The sequence below is a fragment of the Heyndrickxia sp. NPDC080065 genome (assembly GCF_050281185.1).
GTDB lineage: Bacteria > Bacillota > Bacilli > Bacillales > Bacillaceae_C > Heyndrickxia.
The window spans coordinates 19357-37322 of record NZ_JBNNWS010000010.1 but is presented as its reverse complement, the minus strand read 5'-3'; the positions used below and the strand labels follow the sequence as shown (position 1 = coordinate 37322).

20 protein-coding genes and 1 pseudogene are annotated in these 17966 nt (G+C 32.7%); 4 read left to right on the top strand and 17 right to left on the bottom strand.

The features are described from left to right. Nucleotides 1-245: 245 nt before the first annotated feature. The 6 genes from ACQKP0_RS13340 to ACQKP0_RS13315 all read right to left on the bottom strand — a co-directional run bounded on the left by ACQKP0_RS13340 (nucleotide 246) and on the right by ACQKP0_RS13315 (nucleotide 4397). Nucleotides 246-1091, bottom strand: a complete 846-nt coding sequence (locus ACQKP0_RS13340) for a DUF3298 domain-containing protein (protein WP_427406348.1) — start codon at nucleotides 1089-1091, stop codon at nucleotides 246-248. Continuing rightward, a complete protein-coding gene (locus tag ACQKP0_RS13335; protein WP_427406347.1) occupies nucleotides 1091-1588 on the bottom strand; it encodes an RNA polymerase sigma factor in 498 nt (165 codons plus the stop codon). The genes ACQKP0_RS13340 and ACQKP0_RS13335 overlap by 1 nt, the downstream gene beginning before the upstream one ends. A 372-nt stretch (nucleotides 1589-1960) precedes the next feature. After that, complete coding sequence (locus ACQKP0_RS13330) at nucleotides 1961-2335, bottom strand: VOC family protein (protein ID WP_427406346.1); 375 nt, start codon at nucleotides 2333-2335, stop codon at nucleotides 1961-1963. A 32-nt stretch (nucleotides 2336-2367) separates the two neighbouring features. Continuing rightward, nucleotides 2368-3060, bottom strand: a complete 693-nt coding sequence (locus tag ACQKP0_RS13325; protein ID WP_427406345.1) for an aspartate/glutamate racemase family protein — start codon at nucleotides 3058-3060, stop codon at nucleotides 2368-2370. 28 nt (nucleotides 3061-3088) lie between these two features. Beyond that, nucleotides 3089-3613, bottom strand: coding sequence for a GNAT family N-acetyltransferase (locus ACQKP0_RS13320; protein ID WP_427406344.1), 525 nt, complete (start codon nucleotides 3611-3613; stop codon nucleotides 3089-3091). 457 nt (nucleotides 3614-4070) lie between these two features. Further along, nucleotides 4071-4397 (bottom strand): hypothetical protein, encoded by a 327-nt coding sequence (locus ACQKP0_RS13315; protein ID WP_427406343.1) that lies wholly within the window; start codon nucleotides 4395-4397, stop codon nucleotides 4071-4073. Between the two features lie 533 nt (nucleotides 4398-4930). On the opposite strand from ACQKP0_RS13315, the gene ACQKP0_RS13310 reads away from it, so the two are divergent. After that, complete coding sequence (locus ACQKP0_RS13310) at nucleotides 4931-6184, top strand: MDR family MFS transporter (protein ID WP_427406342.1); 1254 nt, start codon at nucleotides 4931-4933, stop codon at nucleotides 6182-6184. Nucleotides 6185-6518: 334 nt separating this feature from the next. Then, complete coding sequence (locus ACQKP0_RS13305; protein WP_427406341.1) at nucleotides 6519-7316, top strand: HAD family hydrolase; 798 nt, start codon at nucleotides 6519-6521, stop codon at nucleotides 7314-7316. A gap of 168 nt (nucleotides 7317-7484) precedes the next feature. Here the strand turns inward: ACQKP0_RS13305 and ACQKP0_RS13300 are convergent, their stop codons facing one another. The 3 genes from ACQKP0_RS13300 to ACQKP0_RS13290 form a co-directional block, all read right to left on the bottom strand. Further along, entirely contained in the window at nucleotides 7485-8591 is a 1107-nt protein-coding gene (locus ACQKP0_RS13300) for a lactonase family protein (RefSeq protein ID WP_427406340.1), read from the bottom strand. A gap of 390 nt (nucleotides 8592-8981) precedes the next feature. Further along, nucleotides 8982-9980, bottom strand: coding sequence for an NADP-dependent oxidoreductase (locus ACQKP0_RS13295; RefSeq protein WP_427406339.1), 999 nt, complete (start codon nucleotides 9978-9980; stop codon nucleotides 8982-8984). 30 nt (nucleotides 9981-10010) lie between these two features. Next, complete coding sequence (locus ACQKP0_RS13290) at nucleotides 10011-10352, bottom strand: ArsR/SmtB family transcription factor (protein ID WP_427406338.1); 342 nt, start codon at nucleotides 10350-10352, stop codon at nucleotides 10011-10013. 484 nt (nucleotides 10353-10836) lie between these two features. On the opposite strand from ACQKP0_RS13290, the pseudogene ACQKP0_RS13285 reads away from it, so the two are divergent. Beyond that, nucleotides 10837-11216 (top strand): annotated as a pseudogene (locus ACQKP0_RS13285) (PQQ-dependent sugar dehydrogenase); the annotation flags it as partial. A gap of 121 nt (nucleotides 11217-11337) precedes the next feature. On the opposite strand, the gene ACQKP0_RS13280 reads toward ACQKP0_RS13285, so the two are convergent. The 7 genes from ACQKP0_RS13280 to ACQKP0_RS13250 form a co-directional block, all read right to left on the bottom strand. Further along, on the bottom strand, nucleotides 11338-12084 hold the full coding sequence (locus ACQKP0_RS13280) for a nucleoside phosphorylase (protein ID WP_427406337.1): 747 nt from the start codon (nucleotides 12082-12084) through the stop codon (nucleotides 11338-11340). A 145-nt stretch (nucleotides 12085-12229) separates the two neighbouring features. Then, a complete protein-coding gene (locus ACQKP0_RS13275; protein WP_427406530.1) occupies nucleotides 12230-13054 on the bottom strand; it encodes a GNAT family N-acetyltransferase in 825 nt (274 codons plus the stop codon). Between the two features lie 171 nt (nucleotides 13055-13225). Next, on the bottom strand, nucleotides 13226-13684 hold the full coding sequence (locus tag ACQKP0_RS13270) for an NUDIX hydrolase (RefSeq protein ID WP_427406336.1): 459 nt from the start codon (nucleotides 13682-13684) through the stop codon (nucleotides 13226-13228). A 279-nt stretch (nucleotides 13685-13963) separates the two neighbouring features. Further along, a complete protein-coding gene (locus ACQKP0_RS13265; RefSeq protein WP_427406335.1) occupies nucleotides 13964-14662 on the bottom strand; it encodes an SGNH/GDSL hydrolase family protein in 699 nt (232 codons plus the stop codon). A gap of 10 nt (nucleotides 14663-14672) precedes the next feature. Continuing rightward, complete coding sequence (locus ACQKP0_RS13260) at nucleotides 14673-15266, bottom strand: TetR family transcriptional regulator C-terminal domain-containing protein (RefSeq protein ID WP_427406334.1); 594 nt, start codon at nucleotides 15264-15266, stop codon at nucleotides 14673-14675. A gap of 259 nt (nucleotides 15267-15525) precedes the next feature. Continuing rightward, complete coding sequence (locus ACQKP0_RS13255) at nucleotides 15526-15738, bottom strand: helix-turn-helix domain-containing protein (protein ID WP_427406333.1); 213 nt, start codon at nucleotides 15736-15738, stop codon at nucleotides 15526-15528. Between the two features lie 9 nt (nucleotides 15739-15747). Further along, the gene (locus ACQKP0_RS13250; protein ID WP_427406332.1) at nucleotides 15748-16224 is read right to left on the bottom strand and encodes a DUF2975 domain-containing protein; all 477 of its coding nucleotides are present in this window, start codon (nucleotides 16222-16224) and stop codon (nucleotides 15748-15750) included. A 429-nt stretch (nucleotides 16225-16653) separates the two neighbouring features. Here ACQKP0_RS13250 and ACQKP0_RS13245 point away from each other — a divergent pair, with 429 nt between their 5' ends. Continuing rightward, nucleotides 16654-17115, top strand: coding sequence for a hypothetical protein (locus tag ACQKP0_RS13245; RefSeq protein ID WP_427406331.1), 462 nt, complete (start codon nucleotides 16654-16656; stop codon nucleotides 17113-17115). A 344-nt stretch (nucleotides 17116-17459) separates the two neighbouring features. Here the strand turns inward: ACQKP0_RS13245 and ACQKP0_RS13240 are convergent, their stop codons facing one another. Next, nucleotides 17460-17873, bottom strand: a complete 414-nt coding sequence (locus tag ACQKP0_RS13240; RefSeq protein WP_427406330.1) for a hypothetical protein — start codon at nucleotides 17871-17873, stop codon at nucleotides 17460-17462. Between the last annotated feature and the right edge of the window lie 93 nt (nucleotides 17874-17966).

The window sequence follows — 17966 nt, the reverse complement described above, 5'->3', positions numbered from 1 at the left end:
CACTTAATCATTTAGTTTCAAAGAAAAAAATTTTTTTGATATTGATTCAGGTTAAAAAGAAAAATCCATGGAACATCCCATGGACTTCCTTTTTCACATTGATATACATGGTTTTATTCTTAGCGTTACATTTTAAAATTTTCAATTCCATTTAATATTATGATTAACTTTTTCGTATGTTTGGTGACAATAAAGTTACAAAAGTAAACCTTTAAAGAAATAGCTACAATCTTTTTGAACAGTCATCAATATACGTATCTATCTCCTACAAGAAGCTTTGAGATGATTTTCGTTGGAATTTCAAATTCAACTGCTCCCATAAATCCTGGCGCTACTTCATATTCATCAAAGGAAATCACCAATTTATGATTTTTATTGATATAAAACTGCTGATTTGGTCTAATTTGCTTAAAGGGCTCGATATCCTCATTAGTAATCCAATAAATTTTATTCGGATCTATCTTCATCTGCTGTTTCATTTGTTCCTTAATGTTTTCACTAATTACTTTTATATATCGATCATCTTTAAATAAGCCTTTTAGTGTTAACAACACTTGATTCTGTTTGTCAATTGTAACGAATTTCCTTTGAACATACCCTGAGGCTTGTATCTTTTCAATATCCCGACGTACGGCTAGAATGACAGGTGTTTCTGCTACGACATCATAATCACTATAGATAGAAAAATGACCTTTTTTCCCTTTTTTCGTAAATTCTTTATATAAGTTCTTGCTTTCATCCAAATACTTCTTATTTATGTTTTCTTCCAATGTTTTATTTTCAAGACCTGAAATAGCTGGAGTTTTGACATCTATACTCGATCTATTCCTTTCTTCTTTAAACTCCTTAAACGTGATCACCTTAACAATCTCTTTTACAACTGGAATTTTAGACATTGCCCGTGCTGCATCTGGACTAAAATTAACGATTGCTGTAAATAGGATGGCTGCTGCTGCGACACTAGCAGGCCATATATAGATACGTTTCGTTTTTCGTGTTGGTTGGAGTGCCTTTGTTATTATTTCATCTAATTCTTTTGGAATTGGGACATTTTCATAATCCCTTTTTAATGCTTCTAATTTTTTATCCACTATTCGACATCCCCCTTATTAATTGTAATGCGCAATAACTTTAATCCCCTATATAGACGTGTTTTAACTGTATTAATGTTTTCATCTACAATTTCAGCAATATCTTCAATCTTTAAGTCTTCAAAAAATCGTAAAATGATAACAGTTTTATACTGAATCGGCAACTGATCTAAAGCTTTATGAAGATCAATATCTTCATATACTTCCTCTTTTCCATGGCTCAAAAAGTCAATTGTCTGATTATCCATATAAAGATGCTTTTTTTGACTTCTTAAAAAATCAATCGAAGTGCGAACGACAATTTTATAAAACCAGCTTTTTATTGAATGTGGATCCTTAATTGATTCGATAGATATTAGTGCTTTTTTTATTGATTCTTGTACGATATCTAATGCATCCTCCTGATTTTTCACATAACTATAAGCGAGCCGATAGAAATCCTCCTTGTGCTCAGTAACACATGTGACGAATAATGCATGTACTTCTTTTTTCTTCATTACATGAAAGAGCTCCTTTTCAAATGAAGTTTGTCATAGGCTGTTACATAGAATAGACGTTGGTATGTTGTAAATAGTTTGAGTTACTAGGATAATTTTTATGTTTTTCATCCTCATTACAAAATTCCTTGATCTTTCCTAAAATATTTATGTTTCAATAGAGACAAAAAAACGGCAGCGAAATCGCTGCCGTTTTAGCATAATTAAAGTATACTAGTTTATTTATATCTTAACTTTTATAATTTTACTTTTTACCTTCATGAACAAATCTATATTATCATGTATTTGTTTCATTTTATCCCACACCATAATAGGTCAGAAATCGGGATAAAGCTATCTATTGGCTTGAAATAGGCATCATTGTTAAATTTGTTATCCTGTACAAATCATAATAATATTTCGATCCGGATCACTGATTGTAAAAAATGAAAAGTCTGGAAAATGTACAATGTCAGATTCAATTTTATAGTCTAACTGCCTAACATAATCATATGAACGATGAATATCATTTGTATGAAAATTAAATAATGGATAAGAAGAAGTATTAGGCTGTTTCGTTACTCCTTCAGGACCAGCATCCAATGTTAATCCAGTATGATGATTGATTTTGATATTATATACTGGATTGGATACTTCTGTTGGATCATATTCTTGACCAAGTAATTTAGAATACCATTGGACAGATTTTTTTAAATCACTAGCATGTACAAAAATTGTGTTAATTTGGTTATTTATCGGACTATTCATCACATTTCTACACTCCTAATTTAGTAACGATACTAGCTTTTTAGAGCAAAATTCACTGATTCAATAGCATGAATCAAAGTCGTATCGAATATTGGTGCCTCTGCATCCTCTTGCTTTACTAACAAACCAACTTCAGTACATCCTAAGATAATTCCTTCTGCACCACGATCCACCAAGTTTTGGATCACTTTTTTATAATAATCTCTTGAAGATGGGTTTATTTCCCCAAGACAGAGTTCGTCATAAATCACTTTATTTACTAGCTCTCTTTCCGTAGTATTAGGAACTAAAACTTTTATTCCATTTGATTCAATTCGCTCTTTATAAAAATCTTGCTCCATCGTGTATTTAGTGCCCAATAACCCTACCGTACGGACTTCAGCTTCTATAATTTGGTTTGCTGTTGCATCAGCAATATGTAGAATTGGAATGCTAATTTTTTTATTAATATCGGCCACTACTTTATGCATTGTATTGGTACAAATGACAATAAAGTCAGCTCCCGATTTTTCCAAAGACTGTGCTGCATCCCCTAAGAGCTGGCCAGCTTTTCTCCAATCCCCGTTCGCTTGATATCGTTCAACTACTTCAAAATCAACACTATATAATATACATTTTGCTGAATGTAATCCACCTAATTTGTTCTTTACTTCTTCATTAATGATTCGATAATACTCTACTGTAGACTCCCAGCTCATTCCACCGATTAGTCCAATCGTTTTCATTAAGGACCCTCATTTCATTATGCTTATATTATTTCCATTTTTCATATCCTGCTTTTTCAAACGCTTTTTGCATTGGGACATTTTCAACATCTGTATCAGCAAAAATCCTCCAAACTCCAATATCTTGTAAGACTCTCGTTGTCCTTAACAACAAATCATTAATTAAACCTCTTCCTCTAAATTCCGGTAGTATGCCAATATAGTGAATAGTTCCTTCCATTAACCCATCCTTCTCTGCGCCTTTAAAAACAACAGGCTGTATCATTCCAACTAATTCTCCATCAACGTATGCCAGTTCCCACCAGTCCTTTTTATATTCAAAGTATTGTTCATCCACCTGAAAAATAGATTCAACAAATTCGTCACGATTTTCATCATTATTATGTTTTTTATCCACTCTATCTAATGAATTGATTATGATTTGGCTAATTGCCTTTTTAAATTCCTCTTCTAAATCCGTTGTCATTTTTTTGAATTGACAACGTTTAGGTACCATTACCTTTTCTTTCGGTTCATTCCATACGTATGCAATTTTCTCATAGTTCGTTTCCAAAACAGTTATTCCTCCTAAGGTTCCTATACATTAAAAGTTTGAATGTAGCACGGCTCATCATCAACAAGTTCATTTCTTTCTTCAACTTCAATCTCTAATTGGATGTATACCTTTTTCCAAAATCCATCTGAAGTTTAAGTGTCATATGGGCATCTCTCCTTTTCCATCAATGCTCATTTTCCCACTGTGATGTTTATTTTTTTCACCATAAAAAACGTGGGAAAATGTTGAACTTTTGATAAAAAATCATATTTATATATATTTCTATTATTTATACTCAAAACCCTTTTTCTTTTAGTCCAATAGAAGTTTCATCATACTAAGGAAACATTTTTTTATAGGCACTGTTAAATTTCATTTTTGATTTTTGAGCGAAGGAAAAATGACTGCTTCATGCAGCCATTGTATATTCTCTTTTGTAATTAAGAACCCGGAACATCTTATAATATTTTAAAGTTTAAAACGGATTTTCACCCATTATAAAAGGGATAAAGACTACATAATTTGAGACAATAAAAAATAGCCAAAAAAGTGCAGATTTTAGTCGAAAATTAAAGAGTATACTTCCCTTAAATATAAACAATCCAAGTATTAAAGTGTAGATGACAAATAGAATATAAGAAACTGCAAACCAGTTTATCCATACATTTCCTATAAATTGAATTCCAAAGCCCTCATAAGTAGGTTTTAAAATATTTATTGTGAATAGCAATCCGATTACTAAGATTGTAACGATTTCAATTAACCTCATAGTAATTTTCTTCAATTCGCTCAAAAGATTCACCATCCATTTTTAGAAAATCTCTTATTACACTTTATTCATCATTTACAGAGGTATGTCCTGAATAGGATTGTTTAACAATTCTGCAACAGTAAGTTAGTTGAATAATAAAGGCTATTTTCGCAAAGAATGTTGCTTTTTCGTACAAAGTGTAAAATCCTAACATCATTTGGTTTCGGAGCATCTTTTCTTAGAAAAGTGCTTCTTCTTAAATGTTTTGATACTGATGATTAAGATTTTCGATTCAAAAACAACAAAGTTTAAGAAAAGATCCATAATAAATCATCAAATGGCTTTAACAGACCGTATAAAAAAACTGCTGACCCAAAAGTCTAGATAATTAGACTTTTAGGTTAGCAGTTTTAGTTGCACGAACATACGTTCTCTTTGTGAAGCATCCAAATTAGGACGTTAGTATCCCCAATATTCATATTATTAGTATAAAACAAAAAAATATATAAGTCTATATATTTTTTTGTTGATCTCTTATGATATGAATACCTGGCCGGGGACAAATTTTTCAGGAGGGGTATTTTTTGAAGTTCCAATTATGGGATACTAATTTAAAAATTCGTTTATTTGGCGAGACATTGTTTAACCTATTTTATTGGATGTACTTTCCATTTATTACGGTCTATTTTGCCAAAGCATTAGGAAATCATACTGCAGGACTATTGATGACGATTCCACCGTTAGTAAGTATTATAGGCAGCATGATTGGAGGGGATTTAGCGGATAAGCAGGGGCGTCGTCCTATTATGCTAGCAGGCGCTTCCTTTCAAACCATTATGTTTGCTATCTTTGCCTTCTCAAGCTCCCCTTGGATTAATTATTTTGCATTTATTGCTATTGGGTTTGGAAAAGCAATTTATCGACCTGCTAGTCAGGCAATGGTAGCTGATCTTGTACCCGAAAAAGAACGACGCCAAGTTTTTGCTACTTTTATAACTACAAATAATATTGGTGCAGTGTTAGGGCCAGCACTAGGTGCATTCTTTTTCTTCCATTATAGAAGTGAATTACTATGGACTTGTACAATCGTCATGCTATTTTACTCTATAATTATATACCTGAAAATTCACGAAAGTTTGCCTCGTACTCAAAATAAGGTTAAAAAAATGTTTAAGCTATCAACTATGATGAAAGAACAATGGAGTGGATATGGAACGATCTTTCGGGATAAAATATTTGTTCTGTATATTTTAGCGGGAGTACTTTCCACGATTACAATTTTGCAATTGGATTTGTATTTAGCAGTTTACGTAACGAATGAAGTCCCATCACAAACTCTTTTTAGTTGGAATAATTGGTCGTTAACCCTTCAGAGTACTGAGGTATTAGGATGGGTCCTTGGATTAAATGGTCTCATGTTTGTTTTCTGCGTATTACCTGTAACAAAATGGTTAAAAGGATGGAAAGATCGAGATGTGTTCATCCTTTCATGTATTTTAGCTGGATTCGGAATGTTTGCTGTTGGATTAACAACGAACATTTGGATTCTGTTTATATTTACAATTATTTTTACACTTGGTGAAATCGTACGATCACCCGTTACAAATAACTTTGTTAGCAGTTATGCACCAACAAATGCAAGAGGACAATATATGGCCGCTTCTGATTTACAATTTACGATAGGTAGATTTTTTGCACCTGTAACAGTATTCTTATCGGCGTGGTTCCCACCTATTTGGGTTTTTAGTATTATACTTGTATGTGCGTTAATTAGTATGATTCTTTATAATAGACTTTTTAAAATTTATACACCTGCAATAAAAGAAACATCTTTTTAAGATACTAAAGTAAGCAATTTAATGAAGAGGGATTTTTTCTGTAACATTTGAAACACATTAACTGCAAAATAATAATAAGAAGTATAAATGTATTAGCTGTTAATCATTTGGATTAGCAGCTTTTTTTTATTATTCAAGGTTTTATTTTTTTCCAACTTCCACCGTTATTTAACCTCTCAAAATCCTTAATTTCTTCCTACACAATATAAGTCAATTGCGACATACTCTCTTCAACTCTTCTCAATAAAATTTATTTAATCTGTACACTAAGTTTACAAGGCCTTAATATTCAGATGATATAATCGGTTTATCAAAGAATGAGGAGGCAGTTTAAATGAATGTACGTGCAATATTTATTGATATGGATGGTACACTACTAAAAGCCTCAAACAGCATTTCCCGCCGAAATATGGAAGCTATTTATAAGCTCATTAATCAAGGAGTCAAGGTTTTTCTAGCAACTGGTCGTCACTATGAAGTAACCGCTCCCTACCATAAAGAAATTGGATTGCGAACTCCAATGATTTGTTTGAATGGTGCCGCCATTCACGATGCAAAGACAGGAAGAGCTATGCAAATAAAAACCGTCCAACTAAACGAAGAACGATTCCACCATCTGACCACTGAAAATCCCTGTAATGTTATTATCCATACAGTAAATGGGGTTTATTGTAAGGAAACAAATGAAGAAATCGATTATTGGACAAAAGTTGGGCAAATTCCTCCACGTTATATTGGAGATTTAAGACAGGCAAATTATCAACATGTTCTTAAATATAGTGTTCTAACAGGTGCACCAAGACCTGAATTATCCGCTTTGTTTAAAAAGGAAGCAGAAGTCATCAATTGGAATAACGGTTTTGAAATGGTTGCTCCTAATGTTTCCAAATGGTCAGCTATAAAAGTCTTACTTCACTCATTTCGAATTAGCCCAAGCGAAGTCGTAGCCATAGGAGACGGACCCAATGATATAGAGATGCTTCGACATGTCGGTACTGGCGTGGCAATGGGAAACGCTAGCGAAGAAGTTAAAGCTGCAGCTGATTTTGTTACAGGGCACCACGAAAATGATGGATTAGCTGAGTTTATAGAACGTTATCTTCATAAATCATATGAATCATATGTAATTTAGGGTTATTTTAAAATGACTTTTTGAAATAAAAATGACAGGTGTGATCTATTTCGTTAGATTCATATCTGTCATTTTTTATCTTCAATATTTTATAATCAGATGGTGTATCTTCATTTGAACATTCTCATTTGTGATGATTTTCAACATATTTCCAATTACTTAATAAAATTAAAGAATAGCTAACCCTTGTGATCCAAAGTAAGGAAAGTTAGTCCAAGCAGCAACCTGCAATCTAACCAAACTTCCATCATCTTGAATAGTAAATACAGAGACTGTACCCTGGTTTCCATTAAGGGTGTAAAAATGCCGTCCATCTTTACTCACTCCAACATCCATCGGCAGTCCTGGAGCTGTACCTGGCGGTGTACTGGTAATATGCCTTACCACCGATAGTGCTCCATTAGGATCGATTCGATAGGTGGAGATAGTGCCGCTTAAGGTATTGGTAATGTATGCAAAACGTTCATCCCTTGTTGTTACAACCCAGCACGCTGTTTTATATCCGTTTGGTACAGAGCCACTGATCACATGAAGGATTCCGTCATTACTCATTGAATAGGATGACAGAGCATTTGAATCTGCTTCAGTAACTAAGAGGATTCCAGAGGATAAAAAATAGGCACCCAATGGTCCTTGACCATAAGAATCATTAACGATTGGTTCAGTAACCGTACCATTTTGATTTACATGGAATACACTGAGATGGTTTGAAGTAAGCTCGGATACAAGGATATTTCTACCATCACGAGTGAAGAGAACTTGAGCGGGCTGAGCATTGAAAGTACTGAGAGAATGAGTGGATCTGGGAATAGGAGTAAGGCGTCCGTTATTATCTATGCGAAAACCAGTGATATTGGAGGCGAAATTGTTAGCCACATTCCCTACATTGGCAACATAGACAAGATTACCAAACACATCTACGGTATTGGGCTGAGCACCTCCTGATGGCTTGACATCCACGAGAACGGGTGTACCGCTGTCAGTAATGATGAAACTGCTGATACTATGGCTGCCTGCGTTAACTGCAAGCAAGAAACGCCCATCACGGGACAAAGTTAAGGCGCCTTGCGATGTGAGTGGATCGATACCATCGTTTGCTGTTGCGGTAGAGACTTCCTTTGTTCCGGTACCTTTGCCATAAGTGGGGTAGGAACCGACAAAGGTAAGCATTCCATTCATATCCCTGTAAAAGGCAATGATTTGATTCATTGATTCATTATTAGTCATAATGTAAACCATACTCGCATTCGCACGGAAATATTTGTTTATATGCATTTTATACTTTCCTCCTTTCATTAGTTTTATATGGTGCTTTTACCATTTCAATTCCACAAATTAATGTAAAATGGTTTAAAGGATTACTTCCACTTATCCTACTAACCTATCATTAGTAAAATACCAACAAATGAAAAGGACTGCAAAAACAGCAGTCCAATTGTTGTTTTACTAAAGCCCCTATTGTTTATATACATTTCTCCACAAACTTAGATTTTTTTTGAGGGAGATTCATTTAAGTAAGGATTTACAACGGTAAAGAAATTTCAATATTATAAAGCCCAATTTCACAAAATAAATTTAAAATAAAAAAATAGTAAGGATGCAATTAGAAATCTATTTTGTATTTCTACATTTTACTTTCTTCGGTGTTTACACTTGGTTTAATAACTATCTAATTTTTACAATTATTTTTCCTTTAGCCCTTCCTAATTCCGAATACTCCATCGCTTTTTGAGTATCTTTAAAAGAAAAAACTCTATCAATTACAGGATTTATTTTTCCAGATTCAATAAAGTTTGCAATAGTGCTTAATTGATCTCCATTTGGCTTCATAAACAAAAACGTATAATGAACATTATGCCTATTTTCAAGTGTAGTAAGTTTATAACTTGCTGCAGAAAAAATCATCCTTTTAAAGAATCCTAAACCATACTCTTTAGCAAAACGAGCATTTGGTAATCCAGAAACGGAAACAATTCTCCCCCCGCTTTTTAAAACATTGAATGATTTTTCGAGTACCTTACCCCCGAGTGTATCAAAAACTGCATCATAATTTCTCAGTTTATCTTCAAATTTTTCTGTTTTGTAATTTATAATTTCATCTGTACCAAGAGATTTTACTAATACCGTACCTGCTTCACTGGTAGTCGTTGCAACAGTAGCACCCATTAATTTTGCGAGTTGAATAGCAAAGGTACCTACACCTCCAGCCCCAGCTTGAATCAAAATCTTTTGTCCTTTTTGTAATTGCAGTATGTCATGTAAGGCTTGATATGCGGTTAGCCCAACTAGTGGAATCGATGCTGCTTCCTCAAAACTCAAATTTTTAGGTTTTAAGGCTATATCATTTTCATGAATTGAGATATATTCTGCAAAAGTACCGATGCTACTCTTACGTGGGCGTCCATATATTTCATCTCCAACTTTAAAACGATTCACTTTTGCTCCAACCTTTGCAACGACACCAGAAAAGTCATTCCCAAGAATAAGTGGCATTTTATAGTTAATTAATAATTTCACTTTTCCATCACGTATCTTAAAATCAATAGGATTAATACTAGCTGCATGAATTTCTGCGAGTACCTCATATTCTCTAATTTCAGGTAGGGGCATTTCCGCCAAATGTATTGGGACTTTTCCATCCCCATCAATAACCATTGCTTTCATTGCCAATACCTCCAAATCACGTATGTTATATTACATAACTTCATAAAACTGCATAAATTTTTCGATATCCAACACTAGATTTTTCAATAAACCTAATTTTGTACGAACATTTATATAGTAAAAATTTTTTGTGCCCTCTTTACGCATTAAAATAACACCTGCATCTCTCAAAATCTTAAGATGATGAGACACAGCCGGACGAGAAAGATGTGTTTGTTCTGTGATTTCACCTACACGCAATCCTGTTTTACAATCGGTTCCCATTAAAACTAACAAGATAGATTGACGTGTTTCATCACCAATCGCCAATAGTACTTTTTGACAATTAATAAAATCTTCTTTGATTATCTTTAGTTGTTCATGTTTATTCATTCAATCAAATACCTCCATTAATCAGTCAAATGGCTTTAGTTAACGAACCATAAAACCGAATACAACAATATACTATTGTTGTATTTGATGCAATATTGAGAAAGCAAATCGAGACGAATAATAAACATGCAAGTGGAAACTCATTGACTTTAACTCGATAACTTAAATAAAGAGGCTATATTTGACAATACGCTTCCAGAAATGAAATAACTTTCTTATTTCAACTAATATACCCGTTAGAGCTTAATAAGAAGTGCAATAAAAAGCGCTTTAATCCTGCTTGTTTAAATGCAAAGACACCATCTACAATTCCGGTGACTAATAAAAACAGTTTTCGATATGTCCATATTAATACCCACATGAAGCCCTACCAAAAAAGGACCAATATTTAAAGGTAATTCCCCTGCCCTAATTTGTATACTAATAGAACAGTTCTAATCATATTTTTATAAAAGTAAACAATAAGAATAGGGTGAGAAATTAGTTGATAAAACTTAAGGTTAGTTTACGTCCCATTGTTAGAAAGATAAATTTACCCACTGTTTTGAAATCGACTATACTTCCAGGCGACTCTATTGAAAGTTTATTTATAGCAACCCAGGAGGAGAGATCTTTTACATAGGAAACGGGAGTTTAAGGACTTTTTTAGATATTCGACCGTGAGTCATAAAATTAGGTACTTCTGAACCAGGTGTTTCAGGTCGTGGATATGATGAACGGGGATTGCTAGGGCTAGCGTTTTATCCACAATTTTATTATAACGATCTGTTTTATCTTCACTACTCAGTAGCTGGAACACAAGGTCCAGGTGCTCTTCCTAAACCTTTTAAGCCTAACCCGTGTGATCCCAGTACTTTAAATCTTTTTGAACAATGGCGAAAATCACTCCTTTTCTTTGATGAATATTATCTTCCCTTTTTGTTCAAGGAAGGAAACCATACCTCTCCTATGCTGACCACGATCATACTTTTCGCTAGAGGAGGTATTATTCCAGGTTTGAAATATGGAGAGCGATTTCTCTTATTCTTTCATCAGTTCTTTCTTCAAGTTCATCTCTTTCTTTATTGCTTGTATAGAACGTGTCACCTTTAATAATGTGATCAGATAAATTAAGTAAACCTATTGCTCTTTTATTAAATTTTTTTGCAACTGCAAAAGTTGTAGCTGTTTCCATATCTACTCCAAAATGACCGTTATTAGCCCACCCTTGGACCATATCACTAGTTTCTGCCATTATAGCCCCTGTTGTGAAGACTGTCCCTTTGACATATTTATAGCCTTTATCCTCACAGTATTTAACAGCTTCCTCTACTAGGCTATTATCTGCATGAACCGTTTTTTCATTAGGAAGGTACCAATGAGAAACACCATCTTCCATTTCAGCAGCAGTAACAATTAAAATGTCCCCATATCCGATATCATGTGATAAACCACCAAAATAACCGGTCTGAATAAAATTATTAGTCCCAAGGATAGCAAATCGATGGACAATAGATGCTGCAATTGGCCCTCCAAACACATTAGCAAATCCTATCTTTTGGTTATTATACCTACCGATAATAGCGTTCCAGCTTGGTATCCATTGATCTTGTTCTAAAATCTTTTTCCATGAAGTAATGTTCATTTCATGCTCCCATTCACCATGCAATACGAATGACTTTGGAACGTCTTCTTCGGTTATTTCTAGTACTTCTAACCAATCATCTTTGGTAAATTCACCGTATAACTTCAATTTATGCCCTCCCCTTTAGGTCCCAAGAAACCGTTCTTATTTTTAGTAATAATCTGTATTTGATTATTATCAATGACATATTTTCAATAACTTACTATAGTTAAACAAAAAAAGTAGGTTTGTATTATAAAAACATTCAAAAAAATTATTCAAATGGGAAGTCATATCCTACATAATTAAATACATTTGTAAACCCAATATTTTCTGCAACTGCAATAGATGGCTTGTTTACTTCCATACAATCCCAATAAGGAACCTTATCATTTTCTAAACAATCTTTTACAAAACGATGCGCTACCTTTTGTGCTAATTTTTTTCCTCGATAATCCTCTAAAGTTTCAATATCTATACAATGTACATTTCCAGCAGCAAAACCTGAAAAACAAATACAAACAATTTTATTATTATGAACGATACAATAACCAATTCCATCGTTAAAGAAAAGATCGGCTGAAGACCAAAACTCTGAAACTTTGGAGTGTAAAAAATCAATGTTTATTAATGAATTTTCATTATTTTTGTAGAGAGTTTTACTAATTTTCAGGACACTATACCCCTGTTCAATCATTGGTTCATCGCTACCATTATAGTTTTCGAGCATATACACTCTTTGATTCCAACTTCCTAATTTACGATGTTCAAATATCTTTTCAATAATTTTATTCCATTTTTGGTGATTACCAATCCCTTCAAACCAATTTAATCCGACTTTCTTAGCTTCTGGTACGATTACTTTATCAATGAAGTTATTAATCTCACTATTAAATCCCTCATTATCTTCCTTTCCAATAAAGAAAAATCCATCATTATTACCTAACCAAATAAGTCCGGAATTTGGAGAAACAAGATTATCCACAAAGATACGACCAGGATTAACTCCTTCAATTACTGCTTTAACTTCCATATGTCCTTTTTCATTCACCAAGCCATTGCACTTATAAAAATCACTCTTATTTAATTCAGAAATCAACAACATGATCCCTCCTAAGCCACTTTTAGTTACTCTACTACATCTAACTAATCACCCTTAGATCAACTATTCTATTTTTTAGAGGAGATTTATTTCCCTTCACATCATTTTTGGTTCTAATTCAAAAATAGAGTAGCACACTGTTATAAAATTTAACTATGAAAATAATATTCAAATACTTAATTGTTTCTGAAACATAGTTATCGGATAAAACGTTTGTCTTATCAATGCTTCTGTAATTTGTTTTATTACATCAGGGTTTCGAAGTTCATGATTTTCCCATTCCAAAAGTTCATTTACAGGAATCCATTTACTATCTATTATTTCAGTTTCTTCTATCTTCAATGAACCACCGATAATTTCACCTACAAAATGAAATAATATTACTTGATGATTTGTACTACTATTAAAATTATATATTCCTGTCGTTTTCGATAGTTCCACATCATAACCTGTTTCTTCCTTCACTTCCCTACAGGCAGCAAAAAGAATATCTTCCCCTTCTTCAATACGTCCAGATGGAAAATTCCACTTATTCTTTACATTAGGTTTATTTTCCTTAATAAGTAAAACTTCATTATTTTTGATTATTGATACACTTACAACTAAAACAATACCATTTTGAGTCATTATTACTCTCCTAAATCAAATTTAAAGAATATATTACTAGATTCGGGACATAACTCCAAAATACCTTCCTACCTAAAGTGACCTTTTTTAGTACAAAAAAAGCCGCCTTAATAGCAGCTAGAACGTCAAGTTTGTTTCCGTTTAATTATCCTTTTACAAAGCATATTATTCTACATTCAAAAGTTCCCCATTTTAAATTATGCTTTGAAATAGTACCTTCGTGGTAAACCATTCACCAATAATCCTACATTAATGGAATACATTTCAACGATGTTATACCTATTCTATGGCTTTATTATTATCGTATATCAGTCTTTCTATCAATGATGCATATTGATCTGCTACGATTGCAGCGCCAGTACTATTTAAATGAATGCCATCTAATGTAAAATGAAGTCCCCGCTTTTTGGATAGCTGGTCGATTCGAGTTGGATTCTTATAGAATAAAACATCCATCATTACTCTCATAACATTGGTGCTTATATAATCAGAACAAGTAACTTCAGCAAGATGTTTTTCAAACACGGCTTGCATATTAAAAAAACTTACATTTGGATGTTTACTAGATATTGTTTGGATAATGGCAGACAAATCCTTAATTTCTTTATTCGATGCATTCTTTAAATTTTCACCCACTAATGCTGGTGATACTGTAATCACATGATTACAAGTTTTAATAATTATATCTAAAACTTGATTAAAGTAATCTCTAAATTCTTCATGGTCTTTTGCTACAGGCTGTGCTTGAACGTTCAGCAATTTGGAATAGACATCATTCACCCCGATCCAAAGGAAAGCAAGGTCGAAATTCATTTCTAAATTTGAGGTAGTTAATCTTGTATGTAAACTCTTTACTGATTCCCCTGGCTTTCCAAGATTAACAAATGTATCGGCTGGAAATTTTTTTTGAAGAATTTTAAAGAAAGAAACTCCTGGACGACCTTCTGTTAAGCTGTCACCGATTAAACCTATTTTCATTGTTATCCCCCTAATCTTTTTTTCTAATCGAATTCAAAAAGATCGTAACTGCATGTTTAAAAATAGGCTCAAGAGAACTGTATTCTTGAGTGTTCGTGAGCTGACATAAACCTCCAAGCCATGTTCCTAGCAACACAGTCCATTCGTCTAGATTTCCAGCTATAAATTCTCCCTTATTAACCCCTTCTTGTAAGATAGCGCGATAAGAACTCATCGGAACAATTGCTAACTCATATAATTGTTGTACCGATTCAGGACTTGAGTTTGGATGTGAAGCTAATTCTTGTCCTGATTTTAATAAGGGGGTTTGGTAATTATAGAGGACGTGCATTGCCATACCATACAGTTTCTCTGTTGCTGAAGTGAAAATTGATTCCTTTACCATCCATTTGTCATACCAGTCTTGCATCGTTTTTTGTGCTAAAAGAACAAATAGCGTTTCTTTGTTTTGAAAATGATAATAAATGTGGCCTTTGCTATAACCAGAAGCTTTTGAAATATCTCCTACCGAAGTTTGATTGTAACCTTTTTGAGAAAATATCTGAAACGCATTTTCTAGAATTTCTTTTTTTGCTTTATCACTATCATAACGTCTTTTTCCCAAAAAATGAAAACTCCTTTCCGAATTTGAACAACCGTTCTAATTTAATTATACAAAATTTATCAGACTAATAAATATACAGATAATAATATTCATTATATTGTCACTTTTCTATATAATTTATAATCCAAGCTACACTTATATCAGTTCTGAAAACTCGTTTACATCATGATAATTTATAATAAAAAAACGTCTCCACTATAGTAGAAACGCACCCTTTGCTTATGACATTAACCTTCTTATTGATAGTTATTTAATCTTCTTAATCCATGTCTCCCCTATATTCGAGAATATCACCAGGCTGACAGTCCAAGGCCTTACATATCGCCTCTAAGGTTGACAATCTAATCGCTTTTGCCTTTCCATTTTTCAAAATAGAAAGATTGGCCATTGTGATTCCAACCTTTTCTGAAAGTTCTGTAACACTCATTTTTCTTTTCGCTAACATCACATCAATATTGATTATAATAGCCACATGATCACCTCAGACTGTCAACTCGTTTTCCACTTTCAATTTCAATGCATTCTTAAATAATTCCTGAAGGACAGCTGAAAAGAGTGAAATAACAAAAGCTGTAAAAATTATTAATAATCCAACAATTGCAATGCCAGGATGCAGAGCGTTCTGTAAACCAAGCATAAAAATTCCTAGTACATATAGAATAACAACTGTAGCTGCACAATATTTTATACGACTCAATGCTCCCACTGCTATTTCAGAAAATGCATTATTGCTCTCAATACAGGTTAAAAGTTTAAATGCTTGATATAAAGCAAAGAAAAATGGCACTGCTGTCATATACAAACCGTATAGAACAGGGTATTTAAAATAGGAAAACTCTGGATTCATCTTTGCAGCATAACTTGCCAAGGATGGTAATGCGAATATACATAAACTGAGTATTATAAACCCGATAAGAAAAAGAGCTACCTTTAAAGAAGTTATTGATCCTTGTTTCATAAAGCACCTCACTTTAAATTATTATCTAAATCATAAAACATTATTTATCGTTTTACAATAAATTTTTATTATTTTATATGAAAATATTATTGTTATTTATCATTCTTATTTTTAGAACATGACTTTGTTTCTATAAAGATTAATAATTATTAGAATACCTGATTACACAAAAACGCTCCTTTCTTTAAATGTTATCCCACTAAATTAATAATCTTTTATTTGATCTTACTTCCTAAATGGAAAAGCATACAGATTTGCATTTTCTGTTGTTCTTGCTACGATGATAAAATGTCCAAATTTATATTTTTTTCCAAATGAATTTAATGTACACTTGAATCATGATATTTCATGTTGTTTAAATGGACCATATAAATAGAAACACAGTTTGTAAAAATATAAGCTGGAGATGACTAACATCTAAGAGTAGGAATGGGAATTGATATTGGTGGTGAACTATATTTAGCCTATAACGCTGATAGTTGTGAAGATAATACAATTACTCATCGAGTTAGCTGGAATTCAGTGATAAGTAAATTTCAAACAGTTTCTTTTAGCTCAAAATTTATCCTTTTGAAAGAAGGGAAAAAAATGTTTAAGTTCCTCTATGTAATATGTACAGGGCTAACTATGTTGCTTTTCTATCTTTGTAACAAATTCACAGAACAATTAATAATAAAAGATGGATTGGGTGGCGGTGGTGGTAACGGAAATCCAGGTTTATTCCCTTGGCTTTTCCTATTTCCCTTCTTTCTAGGATTTTTATTGGGAACTTATATGTATACATTAAAATGGATTCGAAAGCTCAAAAATAAATCAATTTACTATGTTATTTTATCTTCGTTTTTTTTTATCATTAGTAATCATAATTTTCACTTACAAAAGAGCAAATAAACTGAGAGAAAAAATTATTGAGGTTCATCCATCATTTACTAATGCTGAACAAATAGGATTACTAAATACATTTTCGAATAACATATTCTTTAATCCTTATACTTTTATTCTGGATATCCTATTAATTCTTTTAATTAGTTCAATATATACTATTTCAAAAAAATCGAGAGCTTCATCATAACTCTCTTTTTGAGTATATGTCTTCATCAACTGTTAATTTAAAAATTTCACTGGATTGTCGTAGCAGTCAATCTCCCGATTATTGAAAATCTTTACAAAAAACTTGTTTAAGATAAACAACCTTAACCATAAGTACAATCCCTGCAAAGACTTTTATATTTTTATCACTCGTCTTCCGCTAATCCTAAGAAATTAATAAATAAAATATAAATAGGATAAACAATTAATGCTCCTATTGCTATAAGACCAGTAACAGGGTTAGGGTGATCCCCTCTGTATGTAATCGGGAATAGAGAAGCGAATATATAAACTAAAAGAACAAAATATGGGACCCAAATGATGACTGTCCAAAAATTAGCTTTTCGACCTTTCATCCACTTTTTTGTTAAGAAATAAAGAAGGATTGTACCAAAAATAAATATTATAATATTAGTTACGTCAATTAATATATTCACAGTGCCAAGATCCCAGTCTGTAAGTCTGCTAATTCTATATACATTTGCCATAAGTTCAAGAGGAACAAATATCATAAAGGCATACAAAATACTTACAACATTTAATTTTAAGAAATATTTCATTTAATTAATCCCCTATTTTTATTTCTTTCGCTTTATGTCAAATCGCGCTTCCGCTATTTCAATAAGCATCAAACTATAGTGTTTGTTTTTTAT

Coding starts and splice junctions, on each gene's coding strand:
- ACQKP0_RS13270 (WP_427406336.1), bottom strand. CDS start 13,684: ATGACTCAAAATGGTATTGTTTTAGTTGTAAGTGTATCAATAATCAAA.
- ACQKP0_RS13295 (WP_427406339.1), bottom strand. CDS start 9,980: ATGAAAGCAATGGTTATTGATGGGGATGGAAAAGTCCCAATACATTTG.
- ACQKP0_RS13265 (WP_427406335.1), bottom strand. CDS start 14,662: ATGAAAATAGGTTTAATCGGTGACAGCTTAACAGAAGGTCGTCCAGGA.
- ACQKP0_RS13290 (WP_427406338.1), bottom strand. CDS start 10,352: ATGAATAAACATGAACAACTAAAGATAATCAAAGAAGATTTTATTAAT.
- ACQKP0_RS13300 (WP_427406340.1), bottom strand. CDS start 8,591: ATGCATATAAACAAATATTTCCGTGCGAATGCGAGTATGGTTTACATT.
- ACQKP0_RS13305 (WP_427406341.1), top strand. CDS start 6,519: ATGAATGTACGTGCAATATTTATTGATATGGATGGTACACTACTAAAA.
- ACQKP0_RS13335 (WP_427406347.1), bottom strand. CDS start 1,588: ATGAAGAAAAAAGAAGTACATGCATTATTCGTCACATGTGTTACTGAG.
- ACQKP0_RS13250 (WP_427406332.1), bottom strand. CDS start 16,224: ATGAAACAAGGATCAATAACTTCTTTAAAGGTAGCTCTTTTTCTTATC.
- ACQKP0_RS13325 (WP_427406345.1), bottom strand. CDS start 3,060: ATGAAAACGATTGGACTAATCGGTGGAATGAGCTGGGAGTCTACAGTA.
- ACQKP0_RS13245 (WP_427406331.1), top strand. CDS start 16,654: ATGGGAATTGATATTGGTGGTGAACTATATTTAGCCTATAACGCTGAT.
- ACQKP0_RS13330 (WP_427406346.1), bottom strand. CDS start 2,335: ATGAATAGTCCGATAAATAACCAAATTAACACAATTTTTGTACATGCT.
- ACQKP0_RS13240 (WP_427406330.1), bottom strand. CDS start 17,873: ATGAAATATTTCTTAAAATTAAATGTTGTAAGTATTTTGTATGCCTTT.